This window comes from Chamaesiphon minutus PCC 6605 (assembly GCF_000317145.1).
Lineage (GTDB): Bacteria > Cyanobacteriota > Cyanobacteriia > Cyanobacteriales > Chamaesiphonaceae > Chamaesiphon > Chamaesiphon minutus.
This window is the reverse complement of sequence record NC_019697.1, coordinates 2923077-2939300: the sequence shown is the minus strand read 5'-3', so window position 1 is coordinate 2939300 and position 16224 is coordinate 2923077. Positions and strand designations below refer to the sequence as shown.

The window sequence follows — 16224 nt, the reverse complement described above, 5'->3', positions numbered from 1 at the left end:
TGGTTGTTATGGGGATCGATCGAAAGCGATCGATCCTCATTAGCGGAGCCTGTCAGAATGACAATCGAGCAACGCCTTATTAACAGAGATTTGGAACAGCTTTTCTAGAGAAATATCCGCTGCTGTTGCCATCATCGAAATTACACTTTTGCTGGCAAAAGAGCAGTACAGTCCTGCTTCTAAAAACCAAGGTTGCCCGCTGGGATCGATGCGGAAATCAAACAGACTGTAATGGCGGCAACCCAGAGCGATATGGCATTTTTTAGCAGCATCCCAAACCCTGGCTGTAATCGGGTCGTCAGGATCGACGATCCACGATCTAGTGATATCCTTAGCAACCATATATAAGTCACCATTTTTGTTTTGACCGAGCTTATCTTCGTAGCGGCGAATGGGCTGATGCTCTTTGTCCATCCCGTACTCTTCTAAAGGCAAACAGACAAGCTCCCCATCTCGATCGATGATACCACAACGAACTTCTCGACCCAGTTCGATAAATGTCTCGACTAGCACTTCATCGGCATAGTTAAAAGCTGTCTTGAGAGCAGAATCGTATTCAGCGCGATTTCTGACCAAAGTTACCCCTAGAGAATTGTCTGCATCCACAGGTTTGATCGCGGCTGGCGGGTCGATTTTGATTCTGACAGGCTCGGCCCGATTTCCGATGCGAAGTAGTTCCCCTGGCGGCACACTAACACCTGCTGCGGCGACGATCGATCTAGCTTTGGCTTTATTAGCAGTTAGTGCCATCAAATCAGGAGTATTGCCCAGGTAGGGAATATCGAGCAGATCGAATAGAGCGCGGTAGTAGGTCATGCCAGGGATGCAGAACATCTGGGGCACCATTACATCAATTTGGAGTGTGGTTAAAACTCGAACTGCTTCGGCAACAGACATGGGGCTGGCTAATGCGATCGCTTCACGACTTAGATCGGCTGGGAACCGCCATTGACGATCGGGCGTAATATAAGCAATGTGGAATTCATAAAGCTGGACATTTGCGGTAGACTCCAGACAATCTTGAGCATACAAGCGGGATAAATCGCCGTAAAACTCACTAACCGCAGACCCGACCAAGTGTAAAACGCGCAGTCCCATAAATAAATTAATCTCCTGATGGCTCGACGAGTTTACCAATATTAAAATCAATCCGCATCCAGCCCTTAAGCTGCTGCAAATTTTCGAGCAACAGCGAAGGAATCTGGGCGTGATGCACCATCAAAAATGGCAGTGGATCTGCCCAATCAAAAATGGCATCTTTACCGCTCGCAATAGTTTTCAACCGCTGCCCGATCTGCATCGGTTGCGTCACCAATCGCCAAATTTCATGGTAAATCCAGTAAGTCGGACGACTGGATTCGAGAGGTTGAATGAGGGGAAAATCGCTTTCTAGATAAGCCTTAGCGACATCGGGATGGTTGTAAAACATCGTAATCGCTGAATGAGTGCGCGGGTTGCACTCGATCGCATACACATTCCCGTTCTGTGTCTGAATGAAATCAAAGGAAACTTGCCCTGTAAGATTTAGACCTTTAACAAACTTTCTCACCCATGCTTCGATCTCTGGCTTATCCACCATTTCATAATTGATCTGGAAGGCTGATGACTCGCAGCAACAATGTAGTTGCAACTCCCCATTCCGCACGGTGCTGTGGGTGCAATATTCTTGACCAGTTATAAATGCTTGCATAATCCACGGGTTATGCTCGGAAATCGGCAATTCTGCCACAAATGCTGCTGTTGCTAGCGGTGTTTCGCAGGGCAATTGTGTTAGATTCAACCGCCGCACCGAGTCGTAGGGAATGCTTTTGACAATGTATTTGTTTGCTTGTTTAGCAAAATCGAAGTCTAGGATCTGTTGGGGGTCGGTGATGCAATAGGAATCGGGTACGGCTAGACCTAGCGATGTGGCGATCGCCGAAAATTCAGATTTATCATCCAGTTTTTGCACCATGTCTGGCTCGAAATGCATCACTTCGCAATGCTTGGAGAGTACCTGTTTGGCTAGCGCATCGTAATAACTGGCAACTGGACTACAGACGGGGATGTAGACATCTACGCCTTCCTTTTCGACGATCTCTAGCAGTGCATCGAGATAGTCCTTGGCTTGAGGCTTGGGTACTGTATAAAAGCGATCGACTGCCCAAGAGAATCGATGCCCCGTCAGCCAGTATTTATGCGATTCGATCAGGATGACTCGATGACCCGCTCGATCGAACGATCGAGCTAGCTGCAATGCTTTGGTCATTTTGCCGCCACTAATCAGGATCGTTTTTGGGTCTGCGGCGATCGTTCTGGGCGGTTTAATTATGGCCGATCTGAGTAATGCGATCGCGGTTAAAGTCAGGTTTAAAGGTAACACCAACAGCAGCAGCATCAGAGTTGCCACTGTTTTGACGCTCGTTATTATGACCGTCTGTAGCTGTCTGCGATCTACCTGTTCTGAACCCATGGTGGCATCTTAATTTGGGAAAATAATCCGGACTATCTCAAGGCAAATTTTAGCCCGGTCAGACCGCTACTGCGATCTGTCGATCGCGGTAGCAGTGCATGGACAGATATTTGTGGGGGAGAGTGGTCGTCACTTCGACAAGCTTAATGACCACCCTCCCCACTAGCAGATCTCAAATGGGTTTTAGACTCGACGAATCAACGTCAGACCATCTCGTAGCGGCAACAACACCCGATCGATCCTCGGATCGTCCGCGATTGTCTGGTTAAACGTGGCGATCGCCACCCCGTTGGCTGTAGACTCACCGACTAAGTAGGGTTGCCCCTGCATCAGCGTATTATCAACACAGATAAAACCATGCGGTGTCAGCAAGTTATTGTCTAGCAAGAAATTCACATAGTTTACATAGCCCGCCTTATCGGCATCGATAAAGACCAGATCGAACTTCTCATTTGCAGTGGCTAACTGCTGAAGCGTCACCATTGCTGGTGCCACTTCGATCGAGATCTTCTGCCCACTGGGAGACTCGTCAAAGCAGTCCTGAGCAAACTTCGCTACATAAGCATCGACCTCACAGGCAACCACTTCGCCATCATCGGGCAGAGCTTCTGCCATCGCTAGGGCAGAGTAGCCTGTAAACATACCGATTTCTAAGACTCGCCGCGCTTGGGTAACATACACCAAGAATTTGAGAAATTGACCTTCGACATGCCCTGAGAGCATTTCCTGCTCTAGCTGATGCCCGGTTTGTCGCTCGGCAAACCGCTGGCTCCAGTCTTCTGATTGGGTACGACGTACCAATGCTGCTAGTGCTGGAGACTCAGGGGTCGTGCAGTGGCTGATATATGGATCTAACCCACTTGCTAACTCACAAGCTTGCTGCAATTCCAACTTCAATTTGGCATCAATATCTAGAGCTGCTAGCTGCTGACTGAGAGACTCTAGCTTGGTCGCCAGAATGCCCAGCGGCGTCACGGGTCGGGGCGATTTTACCGCAGAGATTGTCATGCTTCTACCCCTACTGAAGCAGGTGCAACCGATGCTAATGACATAAACATATCTTCGCCATCGCCACCGCGAGGATATTCACGACAGATCTCTTTGTGAATCGCTAGGTGCTCGTCTAACTCAGCCCTGGTCAGATCGTTGAGGAAAGAACAGCTTCCGATCGGGTGAGGAACGGCTGCACGTAGCAAGCCATCCCGCGTCCTGCCGATCGATTCTGTGGCTTTCCACAACAATTCGGGCGTCAGATAAGAGCTATCGATCGCCAAACCAATCCGGCTCATCAATCCTAAAATCCGATTGCGCTCGCCGACCGAAATATAACCCCGCTCCTGGGCAATAGTCGCCGAGAATGCCATATCGATATTTACGCCATGACCGTGGAACATTGGAATTGCTGGCGTTAGCTCCAAGGTTGGACTCCAAGTATGACCGTAAGCAATCACTCGATCGAGATCTAGTTCGTGTAAGTTGGGTACTTCTAGACCGAGCATGGTATTAATGGCATCATATGTCACCTTGTGCGCGACCTCGCGTAACTCAGGCGTGCCATTCAAGTAGCCGAAATGGGTATGCAACAGGTCTTCACCGTATTTTTCTAGCATCTCAAAGATGCCGTTGTTCGCGACCACGGCGATTTTAATCAGCTCTGCCATGCCGTTACGCACCTGATCTACAGGTAACGTCTTGAGAAATGAGAAGTCTAGAATCACCTTCTGCGACGCATGATAAGCACCCAGTCGGTTCTTTAACTTACCGTGGTTGACGGCTACTTTGATTGCCACGCTGGCATCGATCAGACCAATCAGCGTTGTCGGCACTCGGATATAGTTGGTGCGACGGCGATAAGTCGCACAAGCAAAGCCCGCTACATCTGTGGTTAAGCCACCACCAACAACTAAAACGGGTTCTTTTCTCACCAATCCAAAATCTGCAAATGCATCGACAATTTTCTCGACAGATTGTAACGTTTTATCTGTCTCCTTAATTGCAACGGGAAAGACCGTCAGGTCGATTTGATAATGCTGGAAATAAGCTTGGATCTGCTCGGCATACAAACCATACACTGCTTCATCTACGACCATCAGACAGCGACCGAATTGACGGTAGCTCTCGGCAATCTCTGCGTTCTCAACTGCAAATGCGCCATCGACATAAAGCAAACTGAAATCAATTTTTTCGTATCCCTCAACATGAAAAGCTGTTTCTGTAGCCTTGAAAGTTGCCTGAACGTTAGTCATTATATTTTCCTAATGTTGCTGATAGGTGCCACTTATATAGCTCTTTGTAAAACTTAACAATCTTTCTAATAATTATCAAGTCGAACGAGCGGATGTTCTCGCTGAATTCACGCTAGCCAGGATATGCGCGTCTAAACAATTGGTTCGTCCAACACCAGTCCCCGATGCAATAATCGATCTCCAATAACCTGTGAGTGGTCGGCACGATGCATCGTGCAACGGTTATCCCAGAGCGCGATATCGCCTGGTTGCCATCTGTGACGGTAAAGTCTGTAGTGGCGAATAGAGTGCTGATAAAGCAACCGCACGATCCGTTGCGCTCGATCGATCGTCATGCCAGAGATGGCCTGACAACGTTCTGGTGTCGATAAAAATAAGGCCAATCGACCGGAAAGAGGATGCCGCAGAAATAAGGGATGCCAACTTTGGTTTTCTTGGTGCTCATCTAGGGATAGTCCAGACATGACATGGAGCACCCGCGCATCGGCAAGCTGCTCTTTGACTGTTGTGGGCAATGTCTCATAGGCACGGTACTGATCCGAAAATAGTGTACCTCCACCCGATACAGGGATAGTTAGAGCGCGCAATGCCGTGAAGGCTGGCGGTCTGGCAATATAGCTAGTATCTGTATGAAAAACGCTCCTAGGTGGCCGCTCTCGTCCGATATTGCTAACCACATTCAGCTCGGGTCGATGTGAGACTGGTATCTCTCCCACTGTAAAAGTCATCGGCCCCAATCGACTCAGGAAAGCTACAAAGTCTGCATCACTGACTGCTTGCTTTCTAAAAATGACTAAGCCATTATTGGCAATGACATGTTTTAAAGAAACTAGAGATTTACGATTTATATCATTGATACTAATCTCACTTACTTCAATTCCAAATGGTGATAGTGGACGAAAATTAATGGTTTCTCTACTCATCATTCTTGACTATATGACTCTATGTTCTCTCTGTTTAATTATAGGCAAGAAATTTTCTAACTCTTCAAAATTCAATCGATCGACCACACGATCTGCTCTTTTAAAGTCATGATGAGCGGTATTTATATTAGGGAAGGCAACGCAATATATACCTGCTGAGATCGCTGCTTCTACTCCGCCTAAATTATCTTCAATTGCAATGCAATCAGCCGAGCTTTCTCCTAGCTTTTCTAGAGCGAAAGTGTAGGCAGCTTTATCTGGCTTGGGGCGAGCTACACTAGAGTCATTTAAAATAAGATCGAAATCAGTAACCTGGATACTTGGCTGCAATGCCGCCATCAGCATCGAAATATTTTCCTGAGAAGTTGTTGTGACAAAAGCAATCTTCAAACCTTTATTTTTTGCACCCTGGATTGTTTCGACTACGCCGAAACGAGGTTTGACCTGAGAGTTGGTTAAGCTATTTTGAAAAAATTCGGACTTCGATCGATGAATTGCCTTGATATCGACTGTCTGTCCGATCGAATCTGCATAATCGGCAATTCTATTTTGACCGCCACTTTTTTCTAGCATTTTCAGATATTCTGCTCGACTCCAATTCCAGTCGAGTCCATGAGCCTGAAAAGCTTGATTGAAAGCCTGTCTTTGTAGTTCGGAGGTGTCGGCAATCGTACTAATAGAGCCAAAGAGAATAGCTGACATAGAATTCCTCAATTATTTATAATTGTCAATTATCTATACTTAAGATACATCACCTGATAATTAGCAACATTACAGCCCAAAAATACCCACAGGTTTTTGTTTGTGTCCGGAGTTGCTCGTGCAGATAATTTGCTTAACTGTCATAAATTCAGCCTGTTGGGTTGCGACACAAAGTATCTGCAAAATGAGTTCGATCCTTTCTATGAGTTGCATTAAGTTGTACCGACATTTTAATATCTTAAAATCATTACAAGTCTCTGACATCTATCAAGAGGACTATTGACAATCACTCATGAAAGCTGTATGTAACTTTTGCAATGAAAAACTGATACATTGTTTTTAAATTGGTCAGCAATAACGCGGTCTTTTAATGATTTTCATTTGCAAAACAATACTTTCAATCTGCTCTTTAGTATAGCTATTCATTAATTAGTGAGGTGCAGATAATTTATCACCTTGATTGCTATATATTCATGGAAAATCTTATTACTTAAAAATGTCTACATTATCTAGAGTCGAAGCAAAGGATCAGATTTGCCGCCGTTCGTTAACGATCGGATCTAATTTAAAACAATATTTTATGGCTGAGCCTTTATTCTGAATACTTTCCTCCATCGAGATCGCGTTAGATAGTAGTCCTAAATAATTGGTGAGATTTATAGCTGCTTGAAATAATCTGCTAGATGAACTTGTTATTGGGTAAACATTAAATATATCCGTTCGCTATCTGCTGTCTCCTTAAGCTAAAATCAGTTTACAGTCATCATGCTCGCGACCACAACAATTAACAGGAACGATTTTCCCGATCGTCACGATCGTCACAGGTATGAAATTAAACATCCCCGAACTTTCCCTAGTCGTCCTCATCGGTGCATCCGGTTCGGGGAAATCTTCCTTTGCGCGCAAGCATTTCTTGGGTACGGAGATTATCTCATCCGATTATTGTCGATCGATCGTTTGTGATGATGAAACCAATCAAGCAGCAACTACCGATGCCTTTGAATTGCTGCATTATATCGTTGCCAAGCGGCTCAAGGCTGGGAGATTGACGGTTGTTGATGCGACGAATGTCAAGCCCGAAGATCGCAAGCCGTTATTGCAATTAGCCAAAGATTATCATTGTTTTGCTGTCGCGATCGTCTTTAATATACCAGCCGAATTGTGTCACGATCGCAATCAACAGCGCGAGAATCGTGACTTTGGCATTCATGTCGTCAAGCGGCATACGGAGAACCTGAAACGCTCTTTGCGGCATCTGGACAGAGAATTTCGGTATGTGCATATTCTCTCCAACGTCGAGCAAATTAATAGCGTCGAAATCCAGCGTCAACCACTGTGGAATAATCGTAAAACCGAAGCAGGGCCATTTGATATCATCGGGGATATTCATGGTTGCTGTGACGAATTAGAAATCTTGCTCCAGCAGTTGGGTTACGAAGCTCATGCCGAACCGCAACAACCTTGCTGGGAGTTTCCCACTTACAAACATCCTAGCGGACGACAAGTGATGTTTGTCGGCGATTTGGTCGATCGAGGCATCCGCAATCTCGATTCGATTAAACTCGCTCGGAATATGGTGGCGGCGGGAAGTGCCTTATGCGTCTGCGGCAATCATGAATTTAAACTGCTGCGCTATTTACGCGGCAAAAATGTCAAACTCAATCACGGTTTAGAGCTAACCGTCGCTGAAATTGAAGCCTTACCCGAACCGCTCCAAACCGAATTTCGTGCCGAATTAGCGAAATTTATCGACTCGCTGATTAGTCACTATATCTTCGACGATGGTAAGCTCGTCATCGCTCATGCTGGCCTCAAGGAGGAGCTACAAGGCCGCACATCCGGTCACGTCCGCTCTTTTGCCATGTATGGCGAAACCACGGGTGAGATCGACGAATATGGCTTACCCGTCCGCGCGAATTGGGCACGGGAGTATCGCGGTGCGGCGACGGTAGTTTACGGACATGTGCCCGTATTAGAAGCGGAATGGCTGAATAATACGATCGATATCGATACTGGTTGCGTGTTTGGCGGTAAATTAACGGCGTTGAAATATCCCGAACGCGAAATCGTTCAAGTCCCGGCGGCGCAGGTATATTATGAACCGCTCAGACCCCTGGATGCGGAAACTAGCATTCGCAGCGTGCAACAAGAAGATGACGATATCTTAGACATCGCCGATGTCTTGGGCAAACGGTTTATTAATACTCGCCTCCAAGCTAATATTGCCATTCAAGCAGATCGATCGATTGCTGCTCTAGAAGTGATGAGTCGATTTGCCGCCAATCCCAAATGGTTGATATATCTACCACCGACCATGTCTCCCGTCGCGACTTCCAAACTGCCAGGATATCTCGAATATCCTACCGAAGCCTTCGACTATTATCGATCGCTCGGCATTAACGAAGTCGTCTGCGAAGAAAAACACATGGGTTCGCGAGCGGTAGTCATTGTCTGTCGCGATGAAGCCGCAGTCGAGAAACGATTTGGAATTACAGGCGAAGGCATCGGTATCTGTTATACCCGCACGGGACGCAGATTTTTCGACAACTCGACACTCGAAACCCCAGTATTAGAGCGCGTTCGAGCCGCATTAACTGCCAGCGACTTCTGGCAACGCCTAGAGACAGACTGGGTGTGCTTAGATTGCGAATTGATGCCCTGGTCTGCCAAGGCGCAAGGCTTGCTCCGCGCCCAATACGCCCCCGTAGGTGCGGCGGCAAATCATAGTTTAGATTATGCGACGCAACTATTTCAACAAGCATTCGATCGCGGGATCGCCGTCGCACCCCAACTCGAAAAATTGCAGACTCGATCGAGCATGGCACAAAAATACGTAGAGGCTTACCGTCGCTACTGTTGGAACGTAGACTCGATCGAGGACTTTAAGCTCGCACCCTTCCATATTATGGCCACCGATGGCGCAGTACATGTAGACAAAGACCATCTGTGGCACATGAACCAAATCGCCCAAATCTGCCAATCAGATCCGATCCTCCTCGCCACCACCCATCGCACCGTCAATCTTCAAGACGAAGCCGCAGTCACAGCCGCAACCCAATGGTGGGAAGAGTTAACCCAAGCTGGTGGCGAAGGCATGGTCGTCAAACCGCTGCAGTTTATCAATTCTGGCAGTAAAGGTCTAATTCAACCCGCAGTTAAAGTCCGAGGTTCTGAATATCTACGGATTATTTATGGCCCTGAATACGATCTACCCGAACATCTAGAGCGGCTGCGCCAGCGGGGTTTGGGTGCCAAGCGCAATCTGGCAGTGCGGGAATTTGCTTTGGGTGTGGAGGCGTTAGAGCGGTTTGTGGCGAAGTTGCCGTTACGTCAAGTACATGAATGTGTATTTGGTGTATTAGCCTTAGAAAGCGAACCGATCGATCCGCGTTTGTAAGATATTATCGATCCGATCGGATCGATAGTTTTTAAGCAGTGAAAGTTAAAATGATTATGGGTAAAAACACGAACCAATCTGATGACTCGATTTCCTCATGATGAATTTGCAAAAGGCTTTTTGGAGTCATTATTATCACCGTTTGGGCAAGTTCAAACCTCTTTTAAAATTAGTTCTGAAGTCAGAGAAGTCGATATCTATTTTCAATCCAACGATTCAACTCGATCGATTCCCGAATTAGGTCTATTAGGTCAAATCGCCCAAACTGATTTTGTCCTCGAACCATTTCGGAATCCACCGACAATTTTTCAGATTCGCGCTTGCATGGGAAAATTGTTCGATCTACATGCCGATCTGATTCGTGAAGCCAAAACCCTATCTTGGTTGGGAAATTTACGAGTTATACTGGAAGCTAGAGAGACTCAGGAGCCAGAGGAGGAAGAGTTGATGATGCAGTTATCGCCATTATTTTTAGAGAAACTTCAAGCCGCCGAGGAGCGGGGTGAGGTCAAAGGTCGTCAGGATGAAGGACAATCATTAATCCTGAGACTATTAAATCGACGGGTGGGTAATGTGCCAGCGGAAGTTGAATTGAAGGTTAAGGCTCTATCTTTGGCTCAATTGGAGGAATTAGGTGATGCATTATTAGATTTTGCTCAGTTTGGAGATTTAGTTGATTGGTTGGATACTCATTAGAAATTAGAATGGGTTAAAGTTTTTCATTTGACATGCTTTTGCTACGATCTTTAGCCACCGATCGAGGCCCAGGGCTAGAGATCGATGACTGGTCTTAATCTGTTCTAGCTCCTGTTTAATTTCTTTCTGCCCCAACTGTTTATCTCTGATTGCGTTACAGTAGTAACCGATAGTTCGTACTCCAATGTCTTATAAAAATTCAGATTGCGATCGCAATGGATATCGTAAATATGTCGATCGTAATAGCGATCGATAATAGGCTTATATTCTTGCATTTATTTATTATTAATCTGCTAGTAGTGGCGATTTCTGGGGTATAGCGTTATTTATCGATCGACAGTAGGAGTTAAAATAGTTATAGATTAATTTCCAGTATCCTCGATCGAACGATAGCTCTAGTAAAATATAGAATGACCGATAAACCTTCACCAGTCGAATTTAAAACCGATCGAATTGTTTGCATAGACAGAGAGAATTTACATCTATTTGCTGAAGTTATAGATATTATTAGTGTCTCATCTAGGTGTTGGGTGAAACCGCTAGCTATCGCCAAATCCACGCCTGAAAGTTTTAAATTAGAATTCCTCCACGATTTGCGCGATGCGGCGCAACTCATTTTACCGACGGAGATATTTCGTGAGGCTTTAGATACCGAAGTTTTACCGCTGATTTCGGAGTTATTTCATCCAGCTACAAACTCGATTCGATCGACGAATGCTCAAAAAGTATTATATCAATTCATCTCCGATCTCTATCGCCTATCTTAAAAAAATAGCGATCGGTTATTAATTAATTACGAGCGGGATTATTAGTAATCATCTCCCACATTTTTATCAGCCAGTTTTCGATCGCTAGAACGATCCGATCGAGCCATGCTAAGAATCTCGCTAATGGCGATCTACTATACCCGATTAGTTCGGAATCTGCTTCGATCCAATCTGGGAAATATTCTGGATCTAAGTTTACTTGTTTGGATATTTTACCTCCAGCCCAATCCTGACTAACTTCTGATTCTAAATCGATTTGTTTAGAGATTTTGCCAGCAGCTTGCTTATTCTCAGAGCCTCGTTTATTGAGGCTGGAGTTCTGTCTTTTGATAATTTCTGTGTACTCGATCTTTTGGGGTTCTGGCTCGATCGGAATTAGCTTAAATTCTGCTGGTTGATGGACTATATAGCTATCTTGCTTCGATGGGATATATAGATAATCTTGATAGTAACTAAACCAGCTTTTGAGCCAATTTGGTTGGAGTTTGGCAAGGGTATCTAGAACCGGACGAGCTTGGTTTGGGGTAGGTTGTGATTCGACAATCGGTGGCAGTTGGGGCAGATCTACGAATCTATTCAGTCGTGGCGATCGGGGTGTAAATGGATAGTTAGACGATGGTAGTTCGAGCTGAGCTTTTGGGGCAACAGGTTGAGATTCAGCTCGATCTTTAGTAGCATTTTGCCACCAATTTTGCAAGCGATCGCGCAAAGTTGTCGATGGTAATGCTGGCTCGATCGGATCTATTTCACTATTCAAAAATAAAGTTGGATTTGTTAAGTGTTCGCGTTCGATCTCCAGCCATCGATCGGTAGTTTCGTCGAGTAATACTTGTTGTCGATCGGTTGAAAATTCGGGTGCAGCCCGATCGGTTGCTATTTTACTCGCGCGCCATTGATGCCAAGCAATTGCAATATCTAGTCCAATCCGTCGCCGAATTTCTTGTTGTTGGGAAACTGTCAGTAGATCTAATAGTTCGTTTTCGGCTGTTACTAAGACTAATTGGCGATCGGTTAATAACGAACTGAGTCCGCGAATAATTGGTTTGTGCGAGCGAACTTGGCTAGATGTGTGGAAATTATAGGTAGCTTCTTGACTTTGATTAGCGATAAGTTCGCCGCCATTATTCCAGATATTTTCATCGATAACCGACCAATCATCCACTATCAATTCAGCACTATCGGCAATCTCAATTGGATATCCAGCTTCGACGATCGATTCAAGAGCCTGTTCGATGTTAATATCGGAAGCTGGCTGTGGTAGCGATTTTTGTGGGGGTGGTGGCGCAAGTCGGGGTTGCAAGTTCTCTAGTTTCTGTGCCAAGAGCTGGAGCGGATAGAGTAAAATTTGACCAGTCCAAACTACCGCTACCTTAAGATGTCGCAAACCTTGAACGCAGGTGTCTTTCAATCGATCGGTGCGCTTGCTGATAAAGGTGAAGACTCGGCTTTGGTAAGTTCCAGACATGGGGGTTTAATGGCAAGTGGATAGTGGAAAGTGAATAGTGGATGGTGGATAGTGAATAGTAGGTTGTTTTTAATATCCAGAAGTAAGTTTTGAGACGGTCGAGACTTGGCTGGTATGTACGGGTCGAGATCTGAATTAATACTTAAATTGTGAAGGTGGGTCTCAAAACTTAGCTCGATGTTGAGTTACTTTTTTAAATATCTAAGATTTTAGCGAAACTATGAATGATTCCGAGCAAAGTTTTGTATCTTCAATCGCGATCCTGGTCGAGCGACTGCGGAATCTCAGTCAGCAGGATCTTATGACTGGCTGGAAAATGTTTCTGGGAGCTGGCTCTGTAGATGCAGATCCGAATGCTTGGGAGCTGGCAAACTTAAATCCGAAGGGACAGATTGCTTGGGAACGGGGGCGACGGGAGATCTGGTTGGCGCAACAGGTGGTAATGCCGATCGATCTCTATGGTTATCCTGTTACTAGTCTATCTTGTCGGCTGGCTTTTACTTGGTGGGCGGAGTTGGCGCAGGTATTTGTCGATGGGGAATTGGTGCAGGAGGGGGATTTATTCGACCATAGTCCGCGTGTATTGCTGATGTCTGCTGTGGTGCCTGGAACGGCTGTAGACGTGCGATTAAGATTAATTAGTCCGGGGCACGATATTGGTGCTTTGATGCGTTCGCGGTTAATTTTTGAATCGGTAGAGCCGACAAATCCCGAACCGGGTTGGTTGGCGGATGAGTTGGCGGTGATGGTAAAGCAGGTGGCGAGCTTCGATCCGGCTCAGTTGGGGGAAGTGGCGGGAATTATAGATCGGATCGATTACGATTTACTCAAGGTCGATAGTCGTCGGTTTATCGAACATATTCTACAGCTCAAACAACAAATTAAGGCGATTTTGGGCTGCGGTGGAGATCTGCCCACCCCGCCCGATGGGCACCCCTCCGAGGAGGGGATGTCTGCTGGGATCTTGGGCTGCGGTGAAGATCTACCCACCCCGCCCGATGGGCACCCCTGTCTTGACGCACACAACCGGGAGGTTCCCTCCCTGTCGATGCATCGCTCCTCGGAGGGGATTTTGCACACTATTCAATTGTTGGGACATGCTCATTTGGATATGGCGTGGTTGTGGGAGGTGGCGGAGACTTGGGAAGCGGCGGAGCGGACGTTTCGATCGAGTCTGAGTTTACAGCAATTATTTCCCGATTTGACTTTTTGTCATTCTACTCCTGCGCTGTATGAGTGGATGGAAATTCACCAACCAGAGATATTTGCTGGGATTTGTCAGCAGGTGCGGGCGGGTAAGTGGGAAATCGTCGGGGGAATGTGGATCGAACCAGATCTCAACGTAATTTCGGGAGAATCGATCGCACGGCAGATTATTTACGGACAAGCATACAACCGATCGAGATTTGGCGCGCATACTCAAGTCGCATGGCTCCCAGATACATTTGGCTTTTGCTGGCAATTACCGCAGTTACTCCAGCAAGGCGGTATCGATTACTTCGTGACGCAGAAATTCTTGTGGAACGATACGACACAATTTCCCCATCAATTATTTTGGTGGGAAGCTCCAGATGGGAGTCGGGTAATGAGTTTGATGTCATCGGCAATTGGTGAGGGCATCGATCCGTTGAAGATGATCGATTATGCCTGCAAGTGGCAAACAGATACGGGCATAAATGAGTCGCTGTATTTATTTGGCATCGGCGATCATGGCGGCGGGCCGACTCGTGATATGTTGGAATTAGCCGATCGATGGTCGCAGTCGGATGTATTTCCCGATCTGGAATTTACGACGGCGATTAAATATCTGGATAAGTTGGCAAGTAGAGCCGACAGTCAACTTTTACCAGTGTGGCGGGACGAACTTTATTTAGAATTCCATCGCGGTTGTTTTACCACCCACGCCGATCAAAAGCGATCGAATCGGCTCTCTGAGGATTTATTATATCAAGCCGAACTCTGGTCTTCGATCGCCTGTATCGTCAGTCACCAGGATTATCCCGCAGATCTCAAATTGCAAATCGAGACAGCCTGGAAGCAGACATTATTCAATCAATTTCACGATATCATCCCTGGCACTGCGATCGAACCCGTATATATAACGGCAAATGAAGGCTGGGCAGATGTTGAACGCGCGATGACGCAGATAATTAGCAATGCTTTGGGTGAAATTTGCGATCGAATTAGCCTCCCGACGCCGCCAATAGAGGGCGCAATTCCGATCGTGATTTTTAATGCTCTCAATTGGCAACGTACCGAAGTAGTTAGTTTATCTTTACCGCCGACAGAATGGGGTCTTGAGTGGTGGCGGGTATATGATGCTGCTGGACGCGCATTAGAAGTAGTTTGCTCTAGACAAACACAATCATCAACGGGGAAAATATTATTCTTAGCAGATTTACCCAGCGTTGGTTGTGAGCTATTCTGGCTTGTACCTTACTTTATGATGGGTATGGACCCGATCGTCGATCCCAAGCCGCGATGGAAAGATCTGAAAATATTGGGTTCTGGCGATTTTATTTTTAAAAACCGATTCGTAAAAGTAGAAATCGACTTTCATACTGGAGATATTGCTAGTATCTGGGATGAAATTAACCAACGGGAAGTTCTTACCTCAATAGGTGCCAATCATCTCGAAGCCTTCCAAGATGAGGGACAATACTGGGATGCCTGGAATATCGACCCTAAATATGCCGAAAAACAATTGCCACCCAGCCAGTTAAAATCGATCGAGTGGATCGAAGCAGGCGAAATCCGCCAAAGCGTGCGAGTCGTGAGGGAATTAGCGGGATGTGAATTTACGCAAGATTATATCTTAGACGCCCATAGCCCGATCGTCCGCATTAAAACCAGCGTCGATTGGCAAGCCGAACATGTCTTAATTAAAGCCAACTTCCCCCTCAATCTTACCGCCGATCGATCTACCGCCGAAACTGCCTGTGGCGCGATCGATCGCACTACCACACCCGAAACCGCCGCCGAAAAGGCTAAATGGGAATTACCCATGCACCGCTGGGTAGATCTCACCGATAATAGTGGCGAATATGGGGTGAGTATTTTAAACGATAGTAAATATGGCTTCGATGCGGGAACGGATTATGTACGACTAACTTTACTCCGCAGTAGCAAATGGCCAGATCCGATCGCCGATCGAGGTTACCATGAATTTACCTATGCAATTTATCCTCATAGTGGCACCTGGCAAGCGGCTCAGACGGTGCGAAAGGGGTTGGAGTTGAATTCTCCGTTGCAGGTAGTGCGAGTAGAGGGAGAGGGGGAGAGGGGGAGAGTGGGAGACGAGGGTACGGGGAGATCGTTAAGAACTAATCATAGTTTTCTAGATTTACATGCAGAGAATCTAGTTTTAATGGCTTTCAAACCTTCAGAAGCTCTAGATCGATCGTGGGTACTGCGGTGTTATGAATGTCATGGAGTTGAGGGGGAAATTGAGTTAAGCGGCGAGCTGGATTTAGGGATCGATCGAGCCATAAATATCCTCGAAGAACGACTTTTAGATCCTGTGGATACGCTCGTCAAACCTTGGCAAATTAAGAGTTTTGGGGTTTCGACTTAATT

General features: G+C 46.2%; 11 protein-coding genes. 4 read left to right on the top strand and 7 right to left on the bottom strand.

The window, feature by feature from the left end; translation table 11 throughout:
- Positions 1–39: 39 nt before the first annotated feature.
- The 6 genes from CHA6605_RS13530 to CHA6605_RS13505 all read right to left on the bottom strand — a co-directional run bounded on the left by CHA6605_RS13530 (position 40) and on the right by CHA6605_RS13505 (position 6323).
- Complete coding sequence (locus CHA6605_RS13530; protein WP_015160004.1) at positions 40–1098, bottom strand: D-alanine--D-alanine ligase family protein; 1059 nt, start codon at positions 1096–1098, stop codon at positions 40–42.
- Positions 1099–1105: 7 nt separating this feature from the next.
- Positions 1106–2452: an ATP-grasp domain-containing protein gene (locus CHA6605_RS13525; RefSeq protein WP_015160003.1), complete on the bottom strand. Its 1347-nt coding sequence runs from the start codon at positions 2450–2452 to the stop codon at positions 1106–1108.
- Between the two features lie 183 nt (positions 2453–2635).
- On the bottom strand, positions 2636–3460 hold the full coding sequence (locus tag CHA6605_RS13520) for an O-methyltransferase (RefSeq protein ID WP_015160002.1): 825 nt from the start codon (positions 3458–3460) through the stop codon (positions 2636–2638).
- Positions 3457–4698, bottom strand: coding sequence for a sedoheptulose 7-phosphate cyclase (locus CHA6605_RS13515; RefSeq protein WP_015160001.1), 1242 nt, complete (start codon positions 4696–4698; stop codon positions 3457–3459). Before CHA6605_RS13515 ends, CHA6605_RS13520 begins: the two co-directional genes overlap by 4 nt.
- 131 nt (positions 4699–4829) lie before the next feature.
- The gene (locus CHA6605_RS13510) at positions 4830–5624 is read right to left on the bottom strand and encodes a TauD/TfdA dioxygenase family protein (RefSeq protein ID WP_198288490.1); all 795 of its coding nucleotides are present in this window, start codon (positions 5622–5624) and stop codon (positions 4830–4832) included.
- 6 nt (positions 5625–5630) lie between these two features.
- Positions 5631–6323, bottom strand: coding sequence for an HAD family hydrolase (locus CHA6605_RS13505; RefSeq protein ID WP_015159999.1), 693 nt, complete (start codon positions 6321–6323; stop codon positions 5631–5633).
- An 826-nt stretch (positions 6324–7149) separates the two neighbouring features.
- Here CHA6605_RS13505 and CHA6605_RS13495 point away from each other — a divergent pair.
- The 3 genes from CHA6605_RS13495 (at position 7150) to CHA6605_RS13485 (ending at position 11183) form a co-directional block, all read left to right on the top strand.
- On the top strand, positions 7150–9720 hold the full coding sequence (locus tag CHA6605_RS13495; protein WP_015159997.1) for a polynucleotide kinase-phosphatase: 2571 nt from the start codon (positions 7150–7152) through the stop codon (positions 9718–9720).
- A gap of 81 nt (positions 9721–9801) precedes the next feature.
- Positions 9802–10416: a DUF4351 domain-containing protein gene (locus CHA6605_RS13490; protein ID WP_015159996.1), complete on the top strand. Its 615-nt coding sequence runs from the start codon at positions 9802–9804 to the stop codon at positions 10414–10416.
- 410 nt (positions 10417–10826) lie between these two features.
- Positions 10827–11183 carry a hypothetical protein gene (locus CHA6605_RS13485; RefSeq protein WP_015159995.1) on the top strand — a complete coding sequence of 119 codons (357 nt, stop codon included), beginning with the start codon at positions 10827–10829 and terminating at the stop codon, positions 11181–11183.
- Positions 11184–11205: 22 nt separating this feature from the next.
- Here CHA6605_RS13485 and CHA6605_RS13480 read toward each other — a convergent pair whose 3' ends face one another.
- Positions 11206–12648, bottom strand: a complete 1443-nt coding sequence (locus tag CHA6605_RS13480; protein ID WP_015159994.1) for a hypothetical protein — start codon at positions 12646–12648, stop codon at positions 11206–11208.
- A gap of 220 nt (positions 12649–12868) precedes the next feature.
- On the opposite strand from CHA6605_RS13480, the gene CHA6605_RS13475 reads away from it, so the two are divergent.
- Complete coding sequence (locus tag CHA6605_RS13475) at positions 12869–16222, top strand: alpha-mannosidase (protein ID WP_015159993.1); 3354 nt, start codon at positions 12869–12871, stop codon at positions 16220–16222.
- Positions 16223–16224: the final 2 nt, after the last annotated feature.

What these genes read in the sequence shown, in the direction of transcription:
- CHA6605_RS13530 (WP_015160004.1), bottom strand. Translation starts at nt 1,098, where the DNA reads ATGGGACTGCGCGTTTTACACTTGGTCGGGTCTGCGGTTAGTGAGTTT.
- CHA6605_RS13525 (WP_015160003.1), bottom strand. Translation starts at nt 2,452, where the DNA reads ATGGGTTCAGAACAGGTAGATCGCAGACAGCTACAGACGGTCATAATA.
- CHA6605_RS13520 (WP_015160002.1), bottom strand. Translation starts at nt 3,460, where the DNA reads ATGACAATCTCTGCGGTAAAATCGCCCCGACCCGTGACGCCGCTGGGC.
- CHA6605_RS13515 (WP_015160001.1), bottom strand. Translation starts at nt 4,698, where the DNA reads ATGACTAACGTTCAGGCAACTTTCAAGGCTACAGAAACAGCTTTTCAT.
- CHA6605_RS13510 (WP_198288490.1), bottom strand. Translation starts at nt 5,624, where the DNA reads ATGATGAGTAGAGAAACCATTAATTTTCGTCCACTATCACCATTTGGA.
- CHA6605_RS13505 (WP_015159999.1), bottom strand. Translation starts at nt 6,323, where the DNA reads ATGTCAGCTATTCTCTTTGGCTCTATTAGTACGATTGCCGACACCTCC.
- CHA6605_RS13495 (WP_015159997.1), top strand. Translation starts at nt 7,150, where the DNA reads ATGAAATTAAACATCCCCGAACTTTCCCTAGTCGTCCTCATCGGTGCA.
- CHA6605_RS13490 (WP_015159996.1), top strand. Translation starts at nt 9,802, where the DNA reads ATGACTCGATTTCCTCATGATGAATTTGCAAAAGGCTTTTTGGAGTCA.
- CHA6605_RS13485 (WP_015159995.1), top strand. Translation starts at nt 10,827, where the DNA reads ATGACCGATAAACCTTCACCAGTCGAATTTAAAACCGATCGAATTGTT.
- CHA6605_RS13480 (WP_015159994.1), bottom strand. Translation starts at nt 12,648, where the DNA reads ATGTCTGGAACTTACCAAAGCCGAGTCTTCACCTTTATCAGCAAGCGC.
- CHA6605_RS13475 (WP_015159993.1), top strand. Translation starts at nt 12,869, where the DNA reads ATGAATGATTCCGAGCAAAGTTTTGTATCTTCAATCGCGATCCTGGTC.